Genomic DNA, 16891 nt, shown 5'->3' with positions numbered 1-16891 from the left:
TGGTTAAGTGACCTTAAGCAAAAAATCGGGTAAAGGAAAGCTCGGCGATTCGCTGGCAGAGATCGCCAAAAGAATAGCCCACCACTCCGGCCGCTTTCGGCAGCAGACTGGTGCTCGTCATGCCGGGAATGGTATTGACCTCCAGGACAGAGGGCCCGCCTTCCTCGGGCAGGAGGACATCGACCCGGGAATAGACCTCGACCCCGAGAGCGTCATGGGCCTGCTTGGCGGCCGCTTGGACCGCTTGGGTCAGCTCGGCCGGGAGATCGGCCGGCACGATGTAGTCACTCCCGCCCCCGGACTTTTGCAGCCAGGGATACTTGTTCTTCATGTCGTAAAAGCCGTCTTGCGGTTGGATGTGCACGATGGGGAGCACCTCCTGGCCCACGATGCCGACTGTCAACTCCTTGCCTGGCACAAACTCTTCCACCAAAGCCACCTCACTGAATCTCCCCACGTCCGCGAGGGCGGCTGGGATTTGGCGCTCGTCCTTCACGATGTGCACCCCCACGCTCGAACCCTCGCGGGGAGGCTTGATGACACAGGGCACGGGCAGGTTGGGAGGCTGGCTGAGCGCGATCTCGAGAGTCTCCCAGCGCGGCGTGGGAACCCCCGCTTTTTCGAAGACCTCTTTGCTGTCGATCTTATCGAAAGCCCGCTCGCTGCTGGCCGCACCCGCTCCCGTGTAGGGAAGACCCCGTGCCTCCAAAAGGCGCTGCAGCTGGCCATCTTCGCCAAAGGTCCCATGGATGACATTGAAGGCCAGAGTGACCTCGGGGGGGAGCGCGAAGTCGTCTCCCTGGACATCGACGCCCACCACCTGGTAGCCTTTTTCCCGGAGGGCCTCTTCGACACTGGCGGCCGAGGCCAAGGAGATTTCACGCTCGGAGCCGGGGCCGCCTTGGAGCACCGCAATGATCGCTTGGTCTGGCAGTCGTTTCATGAATCAAAAATCGTTTCTTCGCCCAAAATCTGGACCTCAGGATGCAGATCGAGTCCCCGCTCCTGGCGGGCAATCTCTTGGATTTCCTCCATCAAGCGCAAAACCTCAGACGCGCTCGCTCCTCCCCGATTCACAATGAAATTGCCGTGTACCTCGGACACCTCCGCCGGGCCGATCGCCCGCCCCTTCAGCCCCAGTTCTTCCACCAGCTGCCCCGCGGGAATACTCTCCGGGTTCTTGAAGGTGCAGCCGGCACTGGCCGCCAGGGGCTGGCTCGAGAGACGCTTCTCCTTGGAGGCTTGCAGGAGACTCGCGATGGCCTCCGATTTTCCAGGATGGCCGACCAAGCGAGCCGAAAGCGCGTAGCGTCGCCGCAGGCTCTCGACATTCCGGTAAGCCGCCCCCAACTCGGGACCCTGCATTTCCACCACCTCATTGCTCTCATCGATGACCCGCACCGAGACCGCTTGGTCGAAGGTCTCCACCCCCATGGCGCCGGCATTCATGCGGAGCGCTCCGCCCAGGTTCCCGGGGATGCCCTCCATCCACTCGAAGCCGGTCAAGCCCGCTTTCTGGGCCACACTGGCAATTTTTTTTAGCCGCGCCCCCACCCCCGCCACGATCTCATTGCCGTAGACGTGGACCTCGGCGAACTCGCCCTTCATGGGATGGAGCACCACCCCGCGGATGCCGCCGTCCCGCACCACGAGATTCGACCCGCGACCCACCACCGTGAGGGGCAAATCCATCTTGCGACAGAAGGCCACCACCCGCGTCATCTCCTTCTCAGTGACCGGCTCGACCCAAAACTGGGCCGGGCCGCCCACCCGCAGGGTGGTGTGCTTGCGCATCGGCTCATAGAGGCGCGCCTCTCCCCCGTCGCCCAGCAAGTGGCGCAAAAAGGAGAGGGTCTCGATATCGCGGGCCAGGGCCTTGCCAAAAAGATGGATATTGCCTGCACCTAAAGAAAGGACCAAGTCGCCCGGCTGCAATCGATTGGCGAGGGCGGCGCAGGCCTCGGCCGGATCAGAAAAGCTCTCCACCCCTTGGTGCCCCACCCGCGCCACCTCCTCGGCAATCAGCTGGGAGGTGACCCCTTCGATGGGGAGTTCATTGGCGGGGTAAATGGGAGCGAGCGCCACCACCTCCGCCAAGGCCAGCGCGGGACCGAAGTCCTGGGCCAGCTTTTGGGTCCGAGAATAGCGGTGAGGCTGAAAGAGCACCGCAATCCGTTTCGGCTGGAGCCCGCGGGCGGCCTCGAGAGTGGCCGCGATTTCGCTCGGGTGGTGTCCGTAATCATCCACCACTTGGTAGTCGGGCGAGCGGAAAAGCGTCTCAAAGCGGCGGCGGGCGCCCCGGAAGGTTTCCAAGCCATCACGAATCCGATCCGCCGTCGCCCCCGCGGCCCGGGCCACCGCCACCGCAGCCAAGGCATTCAAAACATTGTGCCGACCGGAAATTCCCAGGGTGAATTTCCCGAGCGATTCCCCCCTCTCCACGATTTCGAACTGCATCCGGCTATCCTTTCGTTTCACCCCCCGCGCGAAATACTCGCATTGCTCATCCCAGCCATAGGGCACGGCCTGGGGCAGATCCCGGCAGAGCGCCTCGGCCCCCTCGTCCGCCCGGCAGTAGATGACCGAACCAGTGGCCTTCTGGAGGGGCACCAAGAAGACCTCTCGGATGGCCTCCAAATCTGGGTAAAAATCGAGATGCTCTGCCTCGAGATTCAGCACCACCTGATGATGGGGCTGGTAGTGGATGAGCGTGCCATCACTCTCGTCCGCCTCGGCGATGAACCACTCACTCTCCGGCGCCCAATGGGCATTCCGGCCCAGAAGCGGGATTTCCGCTCCGATGTAATGACTCGGCGTGAGGCCGGCTGTTCGAAAGAGGTGCGTGGTGAGCGAAGAGGTGGTGGTTTTCCCATGGGTCCCGGAGATCACGACATTGCGCCGGGAGTGCATCAATGTGGTGAGCGCCTCCGCTCGCCGAAGAAGAAGACAGCCTCGCTTCTGGGCGGCGGCCAAGGCCACATTGGTGGGGCGGATGGCTGAAGAGTGAATCACGACCTCGGCGTCCGCGACCGCTTCCGCGGAGTGGGGACACTGGAAGGCGAGACCGGCGGCCACCAGCCGCTCGGTTTCATCCGAAGAGACTTTGTCCGAACCACTGACGCGGTGCCCCTGACCTAGAAGCAACCAAGCCAAGCCCGACATCCCGGAACCGGCCACCCCGATGAGGTGGACCCGAAGCGAGGTCTCTCCCTTTTGCAGCTGGCGGAGGACATCGCTCATGCCAGCAGCGCCTCCACCGCTTGCACCACCGCCTCGGTGGCTTGGGGTCGGGCGATGGCCGCCGTGGCTCGCACCATGGCCTGCCGCTTGGGCGCGTCCTGGAGCAAGCCAATCACCAGATGGCCCAACTGATCGCCCCGGAGGTCGGCCTCCTCCACCATGAGGGCTGCCCCGGCTTCTTCGAAAACCCGGGCATTGGCCCGCTGGTGATCATCGGCCGCGTGGGGATAGGGAATCAAAAGGGAAGGCAAGGAGAAGGCCGCGATTTCGGTGAGGGAGGAGGCCCCCGAACGAGACACCACCAAGTCGGCCGCCGCCAAGATGGAAGGCATTTCATGGGAAAAAGGGGCGATCCGGCCCCTGACACTGGACTTCATGGCCTGTTCCTCCATGGCCTCAAAATTTCGCGTTCCGGTCAGATGGATGAGTTGGATGTCCGCGCTGGCCAGGCGCTCATAGGAGCGGCCAATGGCCTCATTCACCCCTTGGGCCCCTTGGCTCCCTCCCAAGACCGCGAGGACCGGTTTCGTCAAATCCAGACCGAGTTCCTGCCGCACTTGCTCCCTGCTCGGTCGATCCTGAAAATGGCTCCGCAGAGGCGTCCCCACCACCTTGACCGTGGCCTTGGGAAAAAAGTCTCGGGCTTGCTCGAATCCTAAGAGCACTTGCGTCGCCACCTTGGCCGACCAGCGATTCGCCCTCCCCGGGATCACATTGGACTCATGGATGAGCGAGGGCAGTTCGAGCGACTTGGCGGCATGGAGCGGCGGCAGCGAAGTGAAACCACCCATCCCCAAGACGAGATCCGCGCGGTAGCGTCGAATGGCCTTGCGCGAGAGCCCGATAGCCTGCCAGAGCTTGAACAAGAAGGAAAGAAACCGCGGCGAAAAGACCGGAGGCATCCCAATGGCGGGAAGGAACTCGTAGATGAACTCGGTCCGCTCGGCCGAAATCTCGTAGTCGATCGGCTTCTGCGAAACGAAGAGGATCGGCTCGTAGTCCTTCTCCAAAAGCACCTCGGCCACGGCGATCCCGGGAAAGAGATGCCCTCCGGTGCCTCCGCAGGCGATGGCGATTCGTTTGGGTCGAGGCATGGCGGACAATGGCGCTCAAATGCGCGGCGTAAACTTCTCTCTCTCCAACCAATCATGCCGCGTCTCCCGTCCCCGCGAGCCAAAGCGAAAGATGCTCACTAAAATTCCGATCTGCACCAAGTGAATGACGAGACTGGTTCCGCCGTAGCTGATGAAGGGCAAGGGCAGCCCGGTATTCGGGACCGCGCTCGTGGTGACCGCGATATTGAGCGCCGCCTGCAGGCAAATAATGGTGATCAAGCCACACCCCAAGAGCTTGCCCACGCGGTCTTCCGAATTGAGCGCCACCAAGAAGCCGGCCACCGCCAGCGTGACAAAAGCCGCCACCACTCCGAGCGAACCCCAGAGACCCAGTTCTTCCGCGATGATGGGGAAAATGAAGTCGGTGTGCGCAAAGGGCAGACGAGAGCGTTTCTCCCGGCTGGCCCCGATTCCCCGGCCGTGCAGCCCCCCATTTTCCAAGGCTATTTTGGCTCGCAAAGGCTGGTAGGCGCTGCCATCGGCATGCGCCTCCGGGTTCTTCCAGGCTTCAATCCGGACCATCTTGTCCTCCTCGACCGTGGAGACCATGAACCAGACCACCCCGGAGCCGAGAAGAAGCAGCGCCACCAAGTAACGCAGCCGAGCCCCACCGAGATAAATCATGACGCCGGCCGCTGCCGCCAAGGTCGCCGTCGTTCCCATGTCCACTTCCATCAAGATGAGGACACCGAGACTGCCGACAAAGAGGCCCGGGAAGAGAATCCCGTAGAGGAAGGTCTGTGACTTCTTGGCAAACTGCCCGAACCAAGCCGCCAGCACCACCACGCCCGTCAGCTTTCCGATTTCAGAAGGCTGGAAGGTAAGGCCCAGCAGGCTGATCCAGCGCCGTTCCCCATTGATCTTCTGGCCGATGCCCTCGACAAAGCAGAGCCCCAAGAGCCCGAGGGTCACGGCCAGCAGCCAGGGCCAAAACTTGATCCACCAGCGGTAGTCCACGAGAGCGGCGACCGCCGCCAAGCAGAGGCCGAGCAAACCGTGCAGCACTTGCCGCTCGACGTTGTGGTAGGGATTGCCACTCTTGCGGGCCACCTCGGTGTAGACCCCGGTGCTGGTCAGAGTCACGCAGCCCACGCCCACCAAAAGGCAGACGGCGACCACCACGAGATAGATAGCGGCTTGGCGCATCCTGGCCTAGCGGTTCGGAATCACAATCAACTGTCCCACCTGGAGGCGAGAAGCGTCGTCCATGGTCAAGCCATTGGCGCTCAGAATCTCCTGCACGCTCACCTCGTATTTCCGGGAAAGCGCCCACAAGCTCTCCCCCGCCTCCAAGCGATGGGAAAGCGCCGCCGCGGAGGAGCCAGGACCCTCGGCTGCCGCCACGGGGGTCGCCGCCTCAGCCGCCGGGCCCGAGGCTTCCGGCTGGAGAATGGCTCGTTCCTCGGCCAAAGCGTCCATCCCGGCCACCGGGAGGCTCGGCTCGACCGGCTCGGCCACTTGGCTGTTGGCGGCCGACCCGGCCGGGCTGGGCTTTTCTTTGCCGCCCACGAGTTCAAACAAGAGGATGCCCCCGACTGCCACAATGTGCAGCAGGAGCACCACGAGGAAGGCGCGCGAGAGCCGGATGCTCGGCACCTCAGTGTCCCAATCGGCTTCGCCGGTGAGATTCGCGCTTTTGCGGATGTATTTTTTCATAATGGTTCAGATCAGGGATGCAACGAGTTGACGAAAGTGGTCCCCCCGCGCTTCGAAGCCGGTGAATTGGTCGAAGGACGAGGTGCCAGGAGAAAGGAGAATGCGGTCGCCCGGCTGCGCGAGTTCCCGGGCCCGAGCGACCGCCCGCTCGATCGTTTTCACGACCTCGCAGTCAGCCTGCCGCGCCCAAACCCCCGCCACCGCCTCGGCCACTTGGCCCACCAGGAGCGCTGCCCGCACCTGGCCACCTGCCGGGAGATCGGGAAAGACAAAGCCCTTGTCCTTGCCCCCAGCGATCAGGACCGTCGGCCGCTTCTCGGCCAAAAGCGCCTTCTCGAGCGCGTGGGGATTGGTGCCCTTGGAGTCGTTGATGTAATCGGCTCCCTCGAAATGGCGGACCCATTCGTAGCGGTGAGCTGGCGGCCGGTAGGTCCGAAGCGCCTCCCAGGCCTCCTGGCGCGGCACCCCCAGCCCCCGCGCCACTTCCAAAGCCGCTCGCGCATTCAGGACATTGTGCTGTCCGCGAAAGGCCAGCTCTTCCAAAGATCCCAGCACCTGCTCGCCTTCTTGTATCCGACCGCCCTTCTCCTGAAAATGCCCGGCAGCCGTGTCGTAGCCGACCGTAGGGACCGCCTCCGCCACCACGCCGATCTCCCCGGACAGGATGAGAAGATCGTCGGGGCCGAGGTTTTCCAGCAAGCGGGCCTTCGCTTGGAAGTAGGCATGGAGGTCGGGGTAGCGGTCGAGGTGATCGGCCGCGAAATTCAGCCAGACCGCGATCTGAGGATGAAAGCGCTCGATCCGCTCCAGCTGAAACGAACTGATCTCGAGAATTTTCCACCCCTTGGGATGATGCTCCACCAGTTCGCTGTAGGGCGTCCCGTAGTTTCCACCCACCCCATGCTCCAAGCCCGCCCGCAGGGCGATCGCCTGCACCATCTCGGTGGTGGTGGTTTTGCCGTTGGTGCCGGTCAGGGCCACCACCCGCGGGTCCGGATCCAAGCGCCAAGCAAACTCCACTTCGCCCAAGAGCGGTCGACCGCCCGCCTCCGCCGCCTGCACCAAAGAAGACTCAGGCGGAATCCCGGGGCTGACCACGACCGCCTCGGCCCTCTCCAGACCTTCGGGGCCGAGGGCAAAGTTCGTTCCTTGGGCTGCCAGCTGGGCCACGACCTCTCGCCTGGCGTCGACCGCTTTCTCATCATGGACCGTGACCTCCATCCCGTGGGCACAGGCGAGGGAGGCGGCCGCCAGCCCGCTGCGACCCGCACCCAAAACCGCGATTTGTTGGAGGTCGGCGATCTTCATCGAAGTTTCAGAGTGGCCATGCCAGCCAGGGCCAGGAGGAAGGAAAGAATCCAAAAGCGGATGATGACTTGGTTCTCATGCCAGCCCTTCAACTCGAAGTGGTGGTGAATGGGCGACATCCGAAAGACTCGCTTGCCTCGGGTTTTGAAGCTCGTGACCTGGATGATGACCGAAAGCGCCTCGATCACAAAAACGCCCCCCACCAAGACCAGCAGAAGCTCATGGTGAGTGCAGATGGCGAGCATGGCGATGGCCGCGCCCAGCGAAAGGGATCCGGTATCTCCCATAAACACCTTCGCCGGATGGCAATTGAACCAGAGAAAGCCGAGGAGCGCGCCCATGAGAGCGGCCGCGAAGATGGCCAACTCCGCCAGCTCGGGATGGTGCGGAATGAAAAGATACTCGTAGATGGGGATGGGCGTTTCCCCAATCAGGAACGTGGCCCCCCCCAGGTAGGAAAGCACGGTGAAACAGAGAGCGACCGAGACCGCACTGCCCGCCGCCAGCCCGTCCAGCCCATCGGTCAGGTTGACCGCATTCGAGGTGCCGGTGATGACAAAGGGAATCATCAAAAGCACCAGCCAAAAGGCGCTCGCAAAGAGAGGTTCCTTAAGAAAGGGCACCCAGAATTCGCTCATGTAATCGCCGGTTAGCGGGTGCAGCAGCAGAAAGAGGGCGGCCCCCAAGCCGATCAGCACCTGCCCGCCCAACTTGGCCCGCGCCGAGATGCCGCCGGAATTGCGCTGCTTGACCTTGGTGTAGTCATCTGCGAAGCCCACCAGCCCGGCCAGCAGCGTCACCACCAGGGTCACGCTCACAAAAGGATTGGAAAGACGGGCAAAGAGGATCGTGGCCAGCACCACCGCCAGCAGCGTCATGAGCCCGCCCATGGTCGGGGTTCCCGCCTTGCCGCCATGAAGCTCGGCCAGTTTGTGCACCTCGTCAGCCGTCCGGATGGGCTGCCCCACCTTAAGGGAAAGGAGCAGGCGGATGAAGCGACGCCCCGTCAGCAAGACAAACAAGAAGGCAAAGACGGCCGCTCCGGCTGCCCGCACCGTAATGTAGCGGAAGAGATTGGCGACTTCGACTTGGTCGCTGAACTGGCTGAGGTAATAGAGCATGGGTCAATCGAGGGCGAGGGAATGAAAGAGTCGTTCTAGAGCGGCCCTACGGCTGCCTTTCACTAGGAGCAAATCCTCGGGACTCTGCTCAGCGCGAACTTGGCTGACCAAGGCTTCCAAATCAGGGCAGTAGCGCACCGCGGCCGCTGGCGCTTGGGCGGCGGCCGCCTCCCAGGTCGGGCCCACCAGATAGATCCGGTCGAGCGCTTTCGCCAAGGCCCGCTCGAGAAGCTCTTGGTAGGTGGTCTCCCGATGCGCTCCCAACTCCGCCAATTCGCCGAGGGCGATGGCTCGCCGACCCACCACTTTCATTTCGGAGAGCGTTTCCAGCGCGGCCAAGACCGATTCACGATTGGCGTTGTAGCAATCGTCGATCAAAGACAGCCCGCCCACCTCCCGCGCTTGCATGCGGCCCGGGGTCAGCTGGACCGAAGCCAGGCCCGCCTGAATCTGGGAGAGGGAGAGCCCTTCGTGCAGGCCAATGGCGGCCGCGAAGAGAGCGTTGCCCACCATGTGACGTCCCGTGAGAGGCAGCTCCACCGGAAAACGCCCTTCCGCCGATTCGACGTGGAAGCGCGAGCCATCGACCCCGCTCTCAATGTCTGTCGCCCGCACCTCGGCCCCTTCGCTCAGCCCGACCGTGCGGACGGGGACTTGCAATCTTTCCAAGGCCGCCGGCGTGAAATCGTCTTCAGCCTGCAAGAGGGCGAGGCCGTTTTCAGAAAGGCTTTCAAAGATCGAGTGCTTCTCTCGGGCGATCCCGGCACGGTCCGCGAAGAACTCGATGTGGGCCGTGCCGACATTCGTCACCAGCGCCACGTCCGGCTTGGCCATGGCGGCCAGAGGAGCGATCTCACCCGGGTGGTTCATGCCCATCTCCCACACGCCGAAGCAGTCCTCTGGGCTGGTCTTGAGCAGCGTCAAGGGCACCCCGATGTGGTTGTTCAGGTTTCCCCGAGTGGCATTCACGGGACCCGCTTGGTGGAGAACGGAAGCCACCAAATCCTTAGTCGAGGTCTTGCCATTGCTTCCCGTGATGGCGATCACTCGCAGCGACAAGCCCTCCCGCCAGCCAGCCGCCAAGCGTTGCAAACCGAGCAGGGTGTCCTCGACCCGAATGACTTGCGCCCCGGGCGGCGCCTGCCCTGGCCACTTCTGGTCCACCATGACGGCCGCGGCCCCTCCTTGGAGGGCCGTTTCCACGAAGGCGTGGCCATCGAAATTCTCTCCCCGCAAGGCCACAAAAAACTCCCCTGCCACCAAGGCGCGCGTGTCCGTCTGGACGCCGGCCACGGGCGTCGTGGGCGAGCCCGCCTCCAGCACGCCCCCAGACCAGGCGGCCATCTCTCCCAGGCTGGCCTTCACGAAATGCCCCCTTCCCGCTGCCGCTCTTCCGCGGCCCGATCCTGCCCCGCGTCCCGCAGCGCGATGCGGGCGTGCAGTTGATCGCTGAACTCATGTCGGACTCCCTCAATTTCTTGGTAGGTCTCATGGCCCTTGCCCGCGATGAGCACGATGTCACCACTTTCGGCGAGGTTGACCGCCGTTCGAATCGCCTCCCGCCGGTCGGCAATGACTTCGTGGGGCACCGACGCCAAGAGACCCCCTCGAATGTCGCCAAAGATTTGCGCAGGGTCTTCTGTCCGGGGGTTGTCATTGGTCACAATGACCCCATCACTGAGGGCGGCCGCCGCCCTCGCCATGAGGGGTCGCTTCCCGCGATCCCGATCCCCTCCGCAACCAAAGACCGTGAACAAACGCTTCGGTTTTAGATCGCGCAGTGTGGCCAGAACGTGAGAGAGCGCATCGGGGGTGTGCGCGTAGTCGACGAGGACCTTGCGTTTTTGCCCGGGCGTCAGGTCTTCCATGCGGCCCGGAACCTGAGGAGCGCTTTGCAGGGCCCGGACCGCCCCGCGCAAATTCAGTCCCAGGGCCGAGACGGCCGCCAAGGCCCCCACTAGATTGTAAGCATTGAATCGGCCAAGGTAAGGGGCCCGCACCATGAAGGAGCGGCCCTTGGCTGCGAGCGCGAAGGAGCAGCCCTCGAAGTCACTCCGGAGCTGGCTCATGCGGAAGTCCGCCCCCGCTCCAAAGCCGATCGTGCAGACTCTTTCCCGCCCCAGCTCGCGCAGCATTCGCTGGCCGTAAGCATCATCGGAATTGATGACCACCCAGCCCCCGGCCTCGCGCGTTTCTTCGATGAAGCGCTTCTTGACCTGGTAGTAGGCCTCCATCGTTTTGTGGTAGTCGAGATGGTCCTGACTGAGATTGGTGAAGAGGCCGACCTGGAAACGCAGGCCGCCCACCCGCGCCTGATCAATGGCGTGGGAAGACACCTCCATGGCAGCGGCCTGGCAGCCATTCTCCCGCATGCGAGCTAGCCAGGGCAGCAGATGGATCGATTCGGGCGTGGTGTGGGTGGCCTCCGTCTCCTCCACCCCATCCTGATAGCGGATCGTGCTGAGCAGCCCACAGCGCCGACCCGAATCCTGCACGAGGTGTTGCAAGACCCAGGCGCTGGTGGTCTTCCCATTGGTCCCCGTCACTCCGAGAAGCTCCACCTCCCGATCGGGGTGTCCATGAAAGGCCCCTGCCACTTGCGCCATGGCCTCTCGGACATTGCCTACCACCAACCAGGGAGTCGGCCAGACCTCCTCCGGCGCTCGGGAGGCCACCACGGCGCTCGCCCCTTGCTCAATGGCTTGGCTCGCGAATTGGGTCCCATCCGAGACGGTCCCCGGAACCGCGAAAAAGACCTCCCCTGGCTGGACGGCTCGGGAGTCGACCGCCAAGCCCGCGATTTTCCCTTCTCCGCCTCCGTGAAATTCGGTTGGCTGGAGGAGATCGCGAAGTTGGGCCAGCGTCATGGGCTTAGCGGGCAGTCACCTCGACGGCGGCACCGGGTTCTTCTGCCAGGGGGAGACTCGGGGTCACATTGAGATACTGCATCGCTTGGGCCCCGATCCGGGAAAATACGGGAGCGGCGATCGAGCCGCCGGAGCGTGCCACCTCGGTCGTCTGGGGATCATCGATCACTACCACGCAGACCACCCGGGGGTCCTCCGCCGGGAGAAAGCCAGCGAAAGAGCAGACGGCGCGGGTGCGGTCATAGTCCTTGATTTTCTCGTCATATTTCCAAGCCGTCCCGGTCTTGCCTGCGACCGCATGGCCAGCCACCTGCGCTTGCTGGCCGGTTCCCTCTTCGGAAGCGGCCAGTTGCAGGACCTTTCGGATATCGGCCGCGGCCCGCGGGCTGCAGGCGCGACCGCGGACACTGGGTGGAAAGGCTTGCACCTTTCTCCCTTCGAGGTCGGTGATCTCGGTCACCAAGCGGGGACGGGGCAGCTCCCCCTCATTGGCAATGGCTGCCACCGCTGTGGCCAGCTGGAGGGGGGTGAGGTGCAAGGCATACCCGTAGGTCATGCTTGCAAACTCCACCGCGTTCGGAGTGGCCCGCACCAGGCCCTTCGCTTCGACGGACAGCCGGACTCCGGTCCGCTGGTCCAGCCCAAAGCGGAGGAGGCTTTCCCGAAAACGACGGAGGCCAAGCTGACGCCCCACTTTGTAAGTGCCGATGTTGCTCGAATTGGCCAGCACCTCCGCCACGGTCATTTTTCCAAAGTAACGGTGGTCGTGGACGAGCACCCCTCGGTTGTCTCGATAGGGGCCGGTGCCGCAGTCGACCACATCCCGCAAGGTGCAGACCCCCGCGTCCAAGGCAGCGGCTATCGTCAGGATCTTGATGGTGGAGCCCGGCTCGAAGTGACCAGAAACCGCTAGGTTGTAGAAGTTCCCACGGCGCTCGTTGAGATCGAAGTGAGGCCGATTGGCCAGGGCCAGGATGTCACCGGTGGAAGGCTCCAAAAGAACGGCCGAAGCCCTGACCGCGGCAAATTCCACCATCGCCCTCTCCAACTCCCGCTCGACGATGTTCTGCAAGCCCATGCTGATCGAGAGATGGACATCATGGCCATGCTGGGGGGCTTGGAAACCGCCTTCCACGGGAGCCACCTCCCTTCCATATCGATCGCATTCCACGCGACGCCAACCATCCTCGCCCGCCAGCCAATCATCCATGGCCTTCTCGACCCCGGCCTGGCCCACTTCCTCGGCATTGGTATAGCCCAAGACATGGGTCAAGCGCTGAGGACTCGGGTAGAAGCGCCTTTTGGTTTTTTCCAGCCGCAGGCCCCGCAGGGAATTTTCCCGCAGATAATCCTCCAAGTTTCTCGCCACCTCCACCTCCAGGCGCCGGGCCACGAGAATGTCGTTTTTGGGCGACTCAGTGAAAAGCGCATGGACCTGGCCTGCGCTCTGCCCGAGGAACGGAGCGATCCCTTGGGAGAGATGGTGGAGGTAGCGCCCACTCAATTCTTCAGCCTCCGGAAAGCGCCGGTGAATTTCTTTCTCGCTCAGGGAAAGCGCCTTCGCCAAGGCCCCGGCCGCGATGTTTTCATCCCGAAGATGGGTCTTGTCCGCCACCACCTTGGTCCATTCCCGATTGCGAGTCAGCCGCTCCCCCGATCGATCAAAAATATGCCCCCGAGCCGCTGGCAGCTCGTACTCTTTGAAATACTCCCTCCGCTCGACCGGCTGCCTGGCTTCGTTCTGCGAAAGTTGCAGCAGGATAATTCGGAAAGAAAGGGCGCTCAAAAGCGTGACCAACACCACACAGGCCACCAAGGCCCTCTGTTGTAGACCGGCAGCGCTCATGCCCTAGAGCCCGGGGAGACCCTCCAGATTGACTCGCGCTGTCACCACGTTTCGATCGCGGTCAAACACTTCCGCATCGATCACTTGGATTCGGGATTGGGGAATGGGCACCAATCCCACGTTCAACCACTCTAGCCGATCTGCCAGCGCATCCCGGCTCAGATCCGAGGAGAGCCGGTTTTCAATCGAATTCTTTTCCGCTTTCGTCCTCGCAATGGCTTTCTCTGTCGCCCGGATTTCCTGCAAGGTGACTTCCTGCTGATTTTTGATCGAGACATAAGAACAGGCGATCGCGATTAGAAAAATGGCGGAAAGCACCGTCGGCAAAAGGATAGAAGCTTTCACCTGGCTGCGGAATTGATTGCGTCGCATGGAAAAAAGAAGAGGGTTAGAGGCGTTCGATGATGCGGAGCTTGGCCGACCGGGCTCGGGGATTGGAAGCGGCTTCCTCCGGGCTGGCCACGAGCGGCTTGCGGGTGACGGCTTGGAAAAAATGCTCTGGATTGGGCCTGGGAGCCGGCCAGGTGGGATCGTCCAATTCCGCTTGGCAGTAGCGGCGGAAGGTCTGCTTGATCGGTCGATCCTCGAGCGAGTGGAACGAGATGAGGGCCGCCCGCCCCCCAGGGGCCACCACCCGCGGGAGGGTCTCCAGCAGGCTCTCTAACTCTTCCAGCTCGCGATTCACCACCATCCGGAGGGCCTGAAAAACGCGCGTGGCGGGATGATGCTTGGTGAAGCGCTTCTTGGCCTCTTGGATCACCTCGACCAGCCCCTGCGTGGTGGTAAGCTTTCGTTCGGAACGGCCTGCCACAATGGCGGCCGCCACTCGACGCGACTCAGGTTCCTCGCCATAGCGGGAAAACCAGTGCGCCAGCTCTGCCTCCTCGGCCGTGGCCAGCAAGTCGGCTGCGCTTGGTCCCGTGTCCTGTTGCATGCGCATGTCGAGAGGGCCTTCTTTCTGGAAGGAAAATCCCCTCTCGGCGGCATCCAACTGGCGAGAGGAAACGCCCAGGTCAGCGAGCACCCCGTCGACCTGACTCCATCCCAAGGTCTTAAGGGTGGCCTCCAAACCGGAAAAAGGCGTCTGGACGGCCTGGAAGCGATTCCCATAAGCAGCCAAGCGATCCCGGGCATGCGCCAAAGCCTCGCCATCGCGATCCAAGCCTATGACCCGCGCCCCGGCTTGCAGCAAGCCTTCGGCATGCCCTCCGCCTCCCAGGGTGCAATCCACCAAGACCTTGCCCGCCGTGGGCTGGAGAGCCTGAACCGACTTCTCCCAAAGGACCGAGCGGTGGTAGTCCGAAGGGGTCCCACCGGCCCCACCGGCCCCACCGGCTGGCTCGCTCTCCATGGCCACAGCTCTCCCAGAAAAGGGCCATCCAACAGGTCGGGGCTCCCCTTCCAACTCGGCCGCCATCCAGCTCCAATCCGTAGTGAGCGCGCTCATTCGTATCGAAGCTTCCTTTCCAGTTCTTCTTTCGATTGCGCCGTCTTCTCCTGAGAAGCCTCAAAATCGGCCGGCCGCCAAATCTCGATCCAATCCCGCATGCCTTTTAGGATGACCTCCTCCTTCAAGCCACGGGCTTGGCACAGTTCCATCGGCAAGACCATCCGGCCCGACCCATCCAGGCTGCATTGGATCGCATCTCCATAAATGATCCGGCGAAGAAGGGTCTCCTGGGCATTATCGAGGTCCAACCTCCCCGAATACTTCTCCCAAAAGGCGTCCAGACCCGTCCGGGTCATCATCAAGAGCGCCTTCGTCCCTGAGAGCTGCACCAGAAAGAACGTGCTGATGTTTTCACGGAAAACAGGGGGAATCGTGAGCCGACATTTCTCGTCGAGCTTCCGATTCCACTCTCCGGTGAAATAGCCTGCGTTCTCGTCTCCCATGAAGTGGGCAATTTTGGGATTCCTTGGGATAATGGCCCATTTCAACCCATACTGCAATCCCAAAAGAAGCTCGATTGACGGGAGATTTCTTAGAAAAACCGTCCTTTGGTCTGATCGACTCCGGGCGGGACTCCGTCCTCAGGCCCCTGTCTCCGGGACGACAAAGCCCGGCCGATAGGACCCCTTCACGAGCTGATTGGCGCGCTCCGCCAGCGGTCCCACGAACATTTCTTTTTGTGGATCGAATCGCAAGCTCGGTCCCACCCGAATGCCTTCCGAGGCCAAATCGACCCCGTTGGCCTCGATTTGTCCGAGGAAGGATTGCAGGGATTCCACCAAGGCCTGGTTGGCCTGAAAGTGACTTTCCGCTTCCTCCCGGTCCATTTCCATGCCGAGGCGATACGAAATGTTGGAAACGTGGCAGAGATTGGCTCCGTGATGCCCCGCTTCCATGGAAGCCGTCAGCGCGGAGGCCTCTCCCTTGATAGCTGCGATGAAATTCCCAAAGTGTGGTTGTCCTCCGTTCCCCTTGAACTCTCCTACGGGCTGGCCCTCGAGGTCGAAGGAGCGCCCGCCTGAGCGACCAATGACATAGGAGCCGCCTTCGCACTGCACGAAATTGGCGGAGCGGGTCCCGCGCATGGAGCCGGGAGCGTTTTGGCCGGCCGCCCGGGGGAGATTCCGAACCTCGAAGACGACCGGGAGTCCTTGGTAGTCGAAGTAGGCCAACTGCATATTGGCCGTCTCACCGCCATCTTGCCAAAGATAACGACCGCCGAGCGAAATCACATTGTCCGGAACGGCCGGGGCCTCCCAGCCCAGAAGATGACGGATGTCATCGCTGCGGTGGGGCCCCCAGTTGCCCATCTCCCCATTGCCCCAGTTCCAGAACCAATGCCAGTCATAGTGAAAGCGCTCCCGATGGGTCGTTCCCACCAGGGGAGCCGGCCCCGCCCACAGCTCCTCATCACAAGTGGCGGGGGCTTCCCGAGGAGCGCTCGCCGCCTGAATGGGGTTTCGCACCGAAAAATGCATCGAGTGGATGAACTGGACCGCGCCGAGATCACCTCGCTGGATGGATTCGGCCGCCGCCCGGATGCCGGGATCAGACCGGTGCTGGGTCCCCGTCATGGCTACCAACTGGCTCTGAGCAGCGAAATTGACCAGCTGGCGCCCTTCCCAGATGGAGTGGCTGAGCGGCTTTTCGACATGCACGTGCTTGCCGGCATCCAGGCCTTGGATGCCCATGAGGGCGTGCCAGTGGTTCGGGGTGGCGATCACGACCGCATCGATGGTGGGGTCGTCCAAAAGCCGCCGGTAGTCCTGATGAACCTGGGGAAGAGCCCCTTCCGGGAGCGGGAGCGTTTCCATTCGCTCGCGATCGGCGTCGGAGAGGGCGACCAAATCGACCTCGCCCAACTCGCCAAAGTTGCGCGCCAATTTCCCTCCGCGAGACCCACAACCAATCAGGCCGAGGCGAACCCGCTCATTGGCCCCGGATACCTGGGCGCGACTCTTGGCCGTCCAAGCCAAGCCGGCCGTGGCAGCGGCCGAACTCTTTAGGAAGTTCCGACGAGAAAGGGGCTTTCGGTCCGCCATGAGTCCCCAAACTACAACCTGAGACCGACCTGATCTTTCAACGAAAAACGGAGCCTCGCAGGGCTCCGTTTCCTTGATTTCGACTGTCGGCTGAAGGCCTCATAGCAAGCTGCAGAATTGGCTGGTAGAATGGCCGAGTGGATTTCGGGCCAGACCAAGGCGCGACGAGGGCGCGGTGCAGGCACCGTAACCGAGGAGCAACGCTGGGCTGGCTCGAAAGACACCGGCTCTTCCTTCCCCGCGCTT

The 16891-nt window shown here is 62.6% G+C and carries 14 protein-coding genes; all 14 read right to left on the bottom strand.

Annotated elements, in window-relative coordinates; translation table 11 throughout:
- Positions 1–13: 13 nt before the first annotated feature.
- The gene (locus AAF555_02675) at positions 14–943 is read right to left on the bottom strand and encodes a D-alanine--D-alanine ligase (protein ID MEM6910463.1); all 930 of its coding nucleotides are present in this window, start codon (positions 941–943) and stop codon (positions 14–16) included.
- Positions 940–3240 (bottom strand): UDP-N-acetylmuramate--L-alanine ligase, encoded by a 2301-nt coding sequence (gene murC, locus AAF555_02670; protein MEM6910462.1) that lies wholly within the window; start codon positions 3238–3240, stop codon positions 940–942. Before murC ends, AAF555_02675 begins: the two co-directional genes overlap by 4 nt.
- Entirely contained in the window at positions 3237–4334 is a 1098-nt protein-coding gene (gene murG / locus AAF555_02665) for an undecaprenyldiphospho-muramoylpentapeptide beta-N-acetylglucosaminyltransferase (protein MEM6910461.1), read from the bottom strand. Before murG ends, murC begins: the two co-directional genes overlap by 4 nt.
- Positions 4335–4349: 15 nt before the next feature.
- Complete coding sequence (locus AAF555_02660; GenBank protein MEM6910460.1) at positions 4350–5501, bottom strand: putative peptidoglycan glycosyltransferase FtsW; 1152 nt, start codon at positions 5499–5501, stop codon at positions 4350–4352.
- A gap of 6 nt (positions 5502–5507) precedes the next feature.
- Entirely contained in the window at positions 5508–6011 is a 504-nt protein-coding gene (locus AAF555_02655; protein ID MEM6910459.1) for a LysM peptidoglycan-binding domain-containing protein, read from the bottom strand.
- Between the two features lie 6 nt (positions 6012–6017).
- Positions 6018–7319: a UDP-N-acetylmuramoyl-L-alanine--D-glutamate ligase gene (murD, locus tag AAF555_02650; protein ID MEM6910458.1), complete on the bottom strand. Its 1302-nt coding sequence runs from the start codon at positions 7317–7319 to the stop codon at positions 6018–6020.
- The gene (gene mraY / locus AAF555_02645) at positions 7316–8440 is read right to left on the bottom strand and encodes a phospho-N-acetylmuramoyl-pentapeptide-transferase (protein MEM6910457.1); all 1125 of its coding nucleotides are present in this window, start codon (positions 8438–8440) and stop codon (positions 7316–7318) included. The genes murD and mraY overlap by 4 nt, the downstream gene beginning before the upstream one ends.
- Before the next feature lie 3 nt (positions 8441–8443).
- A complete protein-coding gene (gene murF / locus AAF555_02640; protein MEM6910456.1) occupies positions 8444–9784 on the bottom strand; it encodes a UDP-N-acetylmuramoyl-tripeptide--D-alanyl-D-alanine ligase in 1341 nt (446 codons plus the stop codon).
- 17 nt (positions 9785–9801) lie between these two features.
- Entirely contained in the window at positions 9802–11307 is a 1506-nt protein-coding gene (locus AAF555_02635) for a UDP-N-acetylmuramoyl-L-alanyl-D-glutamate--2,6-diaminopimelate ligase (protein MEM6910455.1), read from the bottom strand.
- Between the two features lie 4 nt (positions 11308–11311).
- Positions 11312–13153 (bottom strand): penicillin-binding protein 2, encoded by a 1842-nt coding sequence (locus AAF555_02630; protein MEM6910454.1) that lies wholly within the window; start codon positions 13151–13153, stop codon positions 11312–11314.
- A 3-nt stretch (positions 13154–13156) separates the two neighbouring features.
- Positions 13157–13498, bottom strand: coding sequence for a hypothetical protein (locus tag AAF555_02625; protein ID MEM6910453.1), 342 nt, complete (start codon positions 13496–13498; stop codon positions 13157–13159).
- A 43-nt stretch (positions 13499–13541) separates the two neighbouring features.
- Positions 13542–14504, bottom strand: a complete 963-nt coding sequence (gene rsmH / locus AAF555_02620; protein MEM6910452.1) for a 16S rRNA (cytosine(1402)-N(4))-methyltransferase RsmH — start codon at positions 14502–14504, stop codon at positions 13542–13544.
- 92 nt (positions 14505–14596) lie between these two features.
- Complete coding sequence (locus AAF555_02615) at positions 14597–15046, bottom strand: hypothetical protein (protein ID MEM6910451.1); 450 nt, start codon at positions 15044–15046, stop codon at positions 14597–14599.
- A 138-nt stretch (positions 15047–15184) separates the two neighbouring features.
- Positions 15185–16645, bottom strand: a complete 1461-nt coding sequence (locus tag AAF555_02610) for a Gfo/Idh/MocA family oxidoreductase (protein MEM6910450.1) — start codon at positions 16643–16645, stop codon at positions 15185–15187.
- Between the last annotated feature and the right edge of the window lie 246 nt (positions 16646–16891).

The sequence above is a fragment of the Verrucomicrobiota bacterium genome, from assembly GCA_039027815.1.
Classification (GTDB): domain Bacteria; phylum Verrucomicrobiota; class Verrucomicrobiia; order Verrucomicrobiales; family JBCCJK01; genus JBCCJK01.
The sequence above is the reverse complement of the archived record's forward strand: the minus strand, read 5'-3'. Positions and strand labels throughout refer to the sequence as shown.

What these genes read in the sequence shown, in the direction of transcription:
- murD (MEM6910458.1), bottom strand. Translation starts at nt 7,319, where the DNA reads ATGAAGATCGCCGACCTCCAACAAATCGCGGTTTTGGGTGCGGGTCGC.
- murF (MEM6910456.1), bottom strand. Translation starts at nt 9,784, where the DNA reads ATGGCCGCCTGGTCTGGGGGCGTGCTGGAGGCGGGCTCGCCCACGACG.
- AAF555_02610 (MEM6910450.1), bottom strand. Translation starts at nt 16,645, where the DNA reads ATGGCGGACCGAAAGCCCCTTTCTCGTCGGAACTTCCTAAAGAGTTCG.
- AAF555_02615 (MEM6910451.1), bottom strand. Translation starts at nt 15,046, where the DNA reads ATGGGAGACGAGAACGCAGGCTATTTCACCGGAGAGTGGAATCGGAAG.
- murC (MEM6910462.1), bottom strand. Translation starts at nt 3,240, where the DNA reads ATGAGCGATGTCCTCCGCCAGCTGCAAAAGGGAGAGACCTCGCTTCGG.
- AAF555_02635 (MEM6910455.1), bottom strand. Translation starts at nt 11,307, where the DNA reads ATGACGCTGGCCCAACTTCGCGATCTCCTCCAGCCAACCGAATTTCAC.
- mraY (MEM6910457.1), bottom strand. Translation starts at nt 8,440, where the DNA reads ATGCTCTATTACCTCAGCCAGTTCAGCGACCAAGTCGAAGTCGCCAAT.
- rsmH (MEM6910452.1), bottom strand. Translation starts at nt 14,504, where the DNA reads ATGGAGAGCGAGCCAGCCGGTGGGGCCGGTGGGGCCGGTGGGACCCCT.
- murG (MEM6910461.1), bottom strand. Translation starts at nt 4,334, where the DNA reads ATGCCTCGACCCAAACGAATCGCCATCGCCTGCGGAGGCACCGGAGGG.
- AAF555_02655 (MEM6910459.1), bottom strand. Translation starts at nt 6,011, where the DNA reads ATGAAAAAATACATCCGCAAAAGCGCGAATCTCACCGGCGAAGCCGAT.
- AAF555_02675 (MEM6910463.1), bottom strand. Translation starts at nt 943, where the DNA reads ATGAAACGACTGCCAGACCAAGCGATCATTGCGGTGCTCCAAGGCGGC.
- AAF555_02660 (MEM6910460.1), bottom strand. Translation starts at nt 5,501, where the DNA reads ATGCGCCAAGCCGCTATCTATCTCGTGGTGGTCGCCGTCTGCCTTTTG.
- AAF555_02630 (MEM6910454.1), bottom strand. Translation starts at nt 13,153, where the DNA reads ATGAGCGCTGCCGGTCTACAACAGAGGGCCTTGGTGGCCTGTGTGGTG.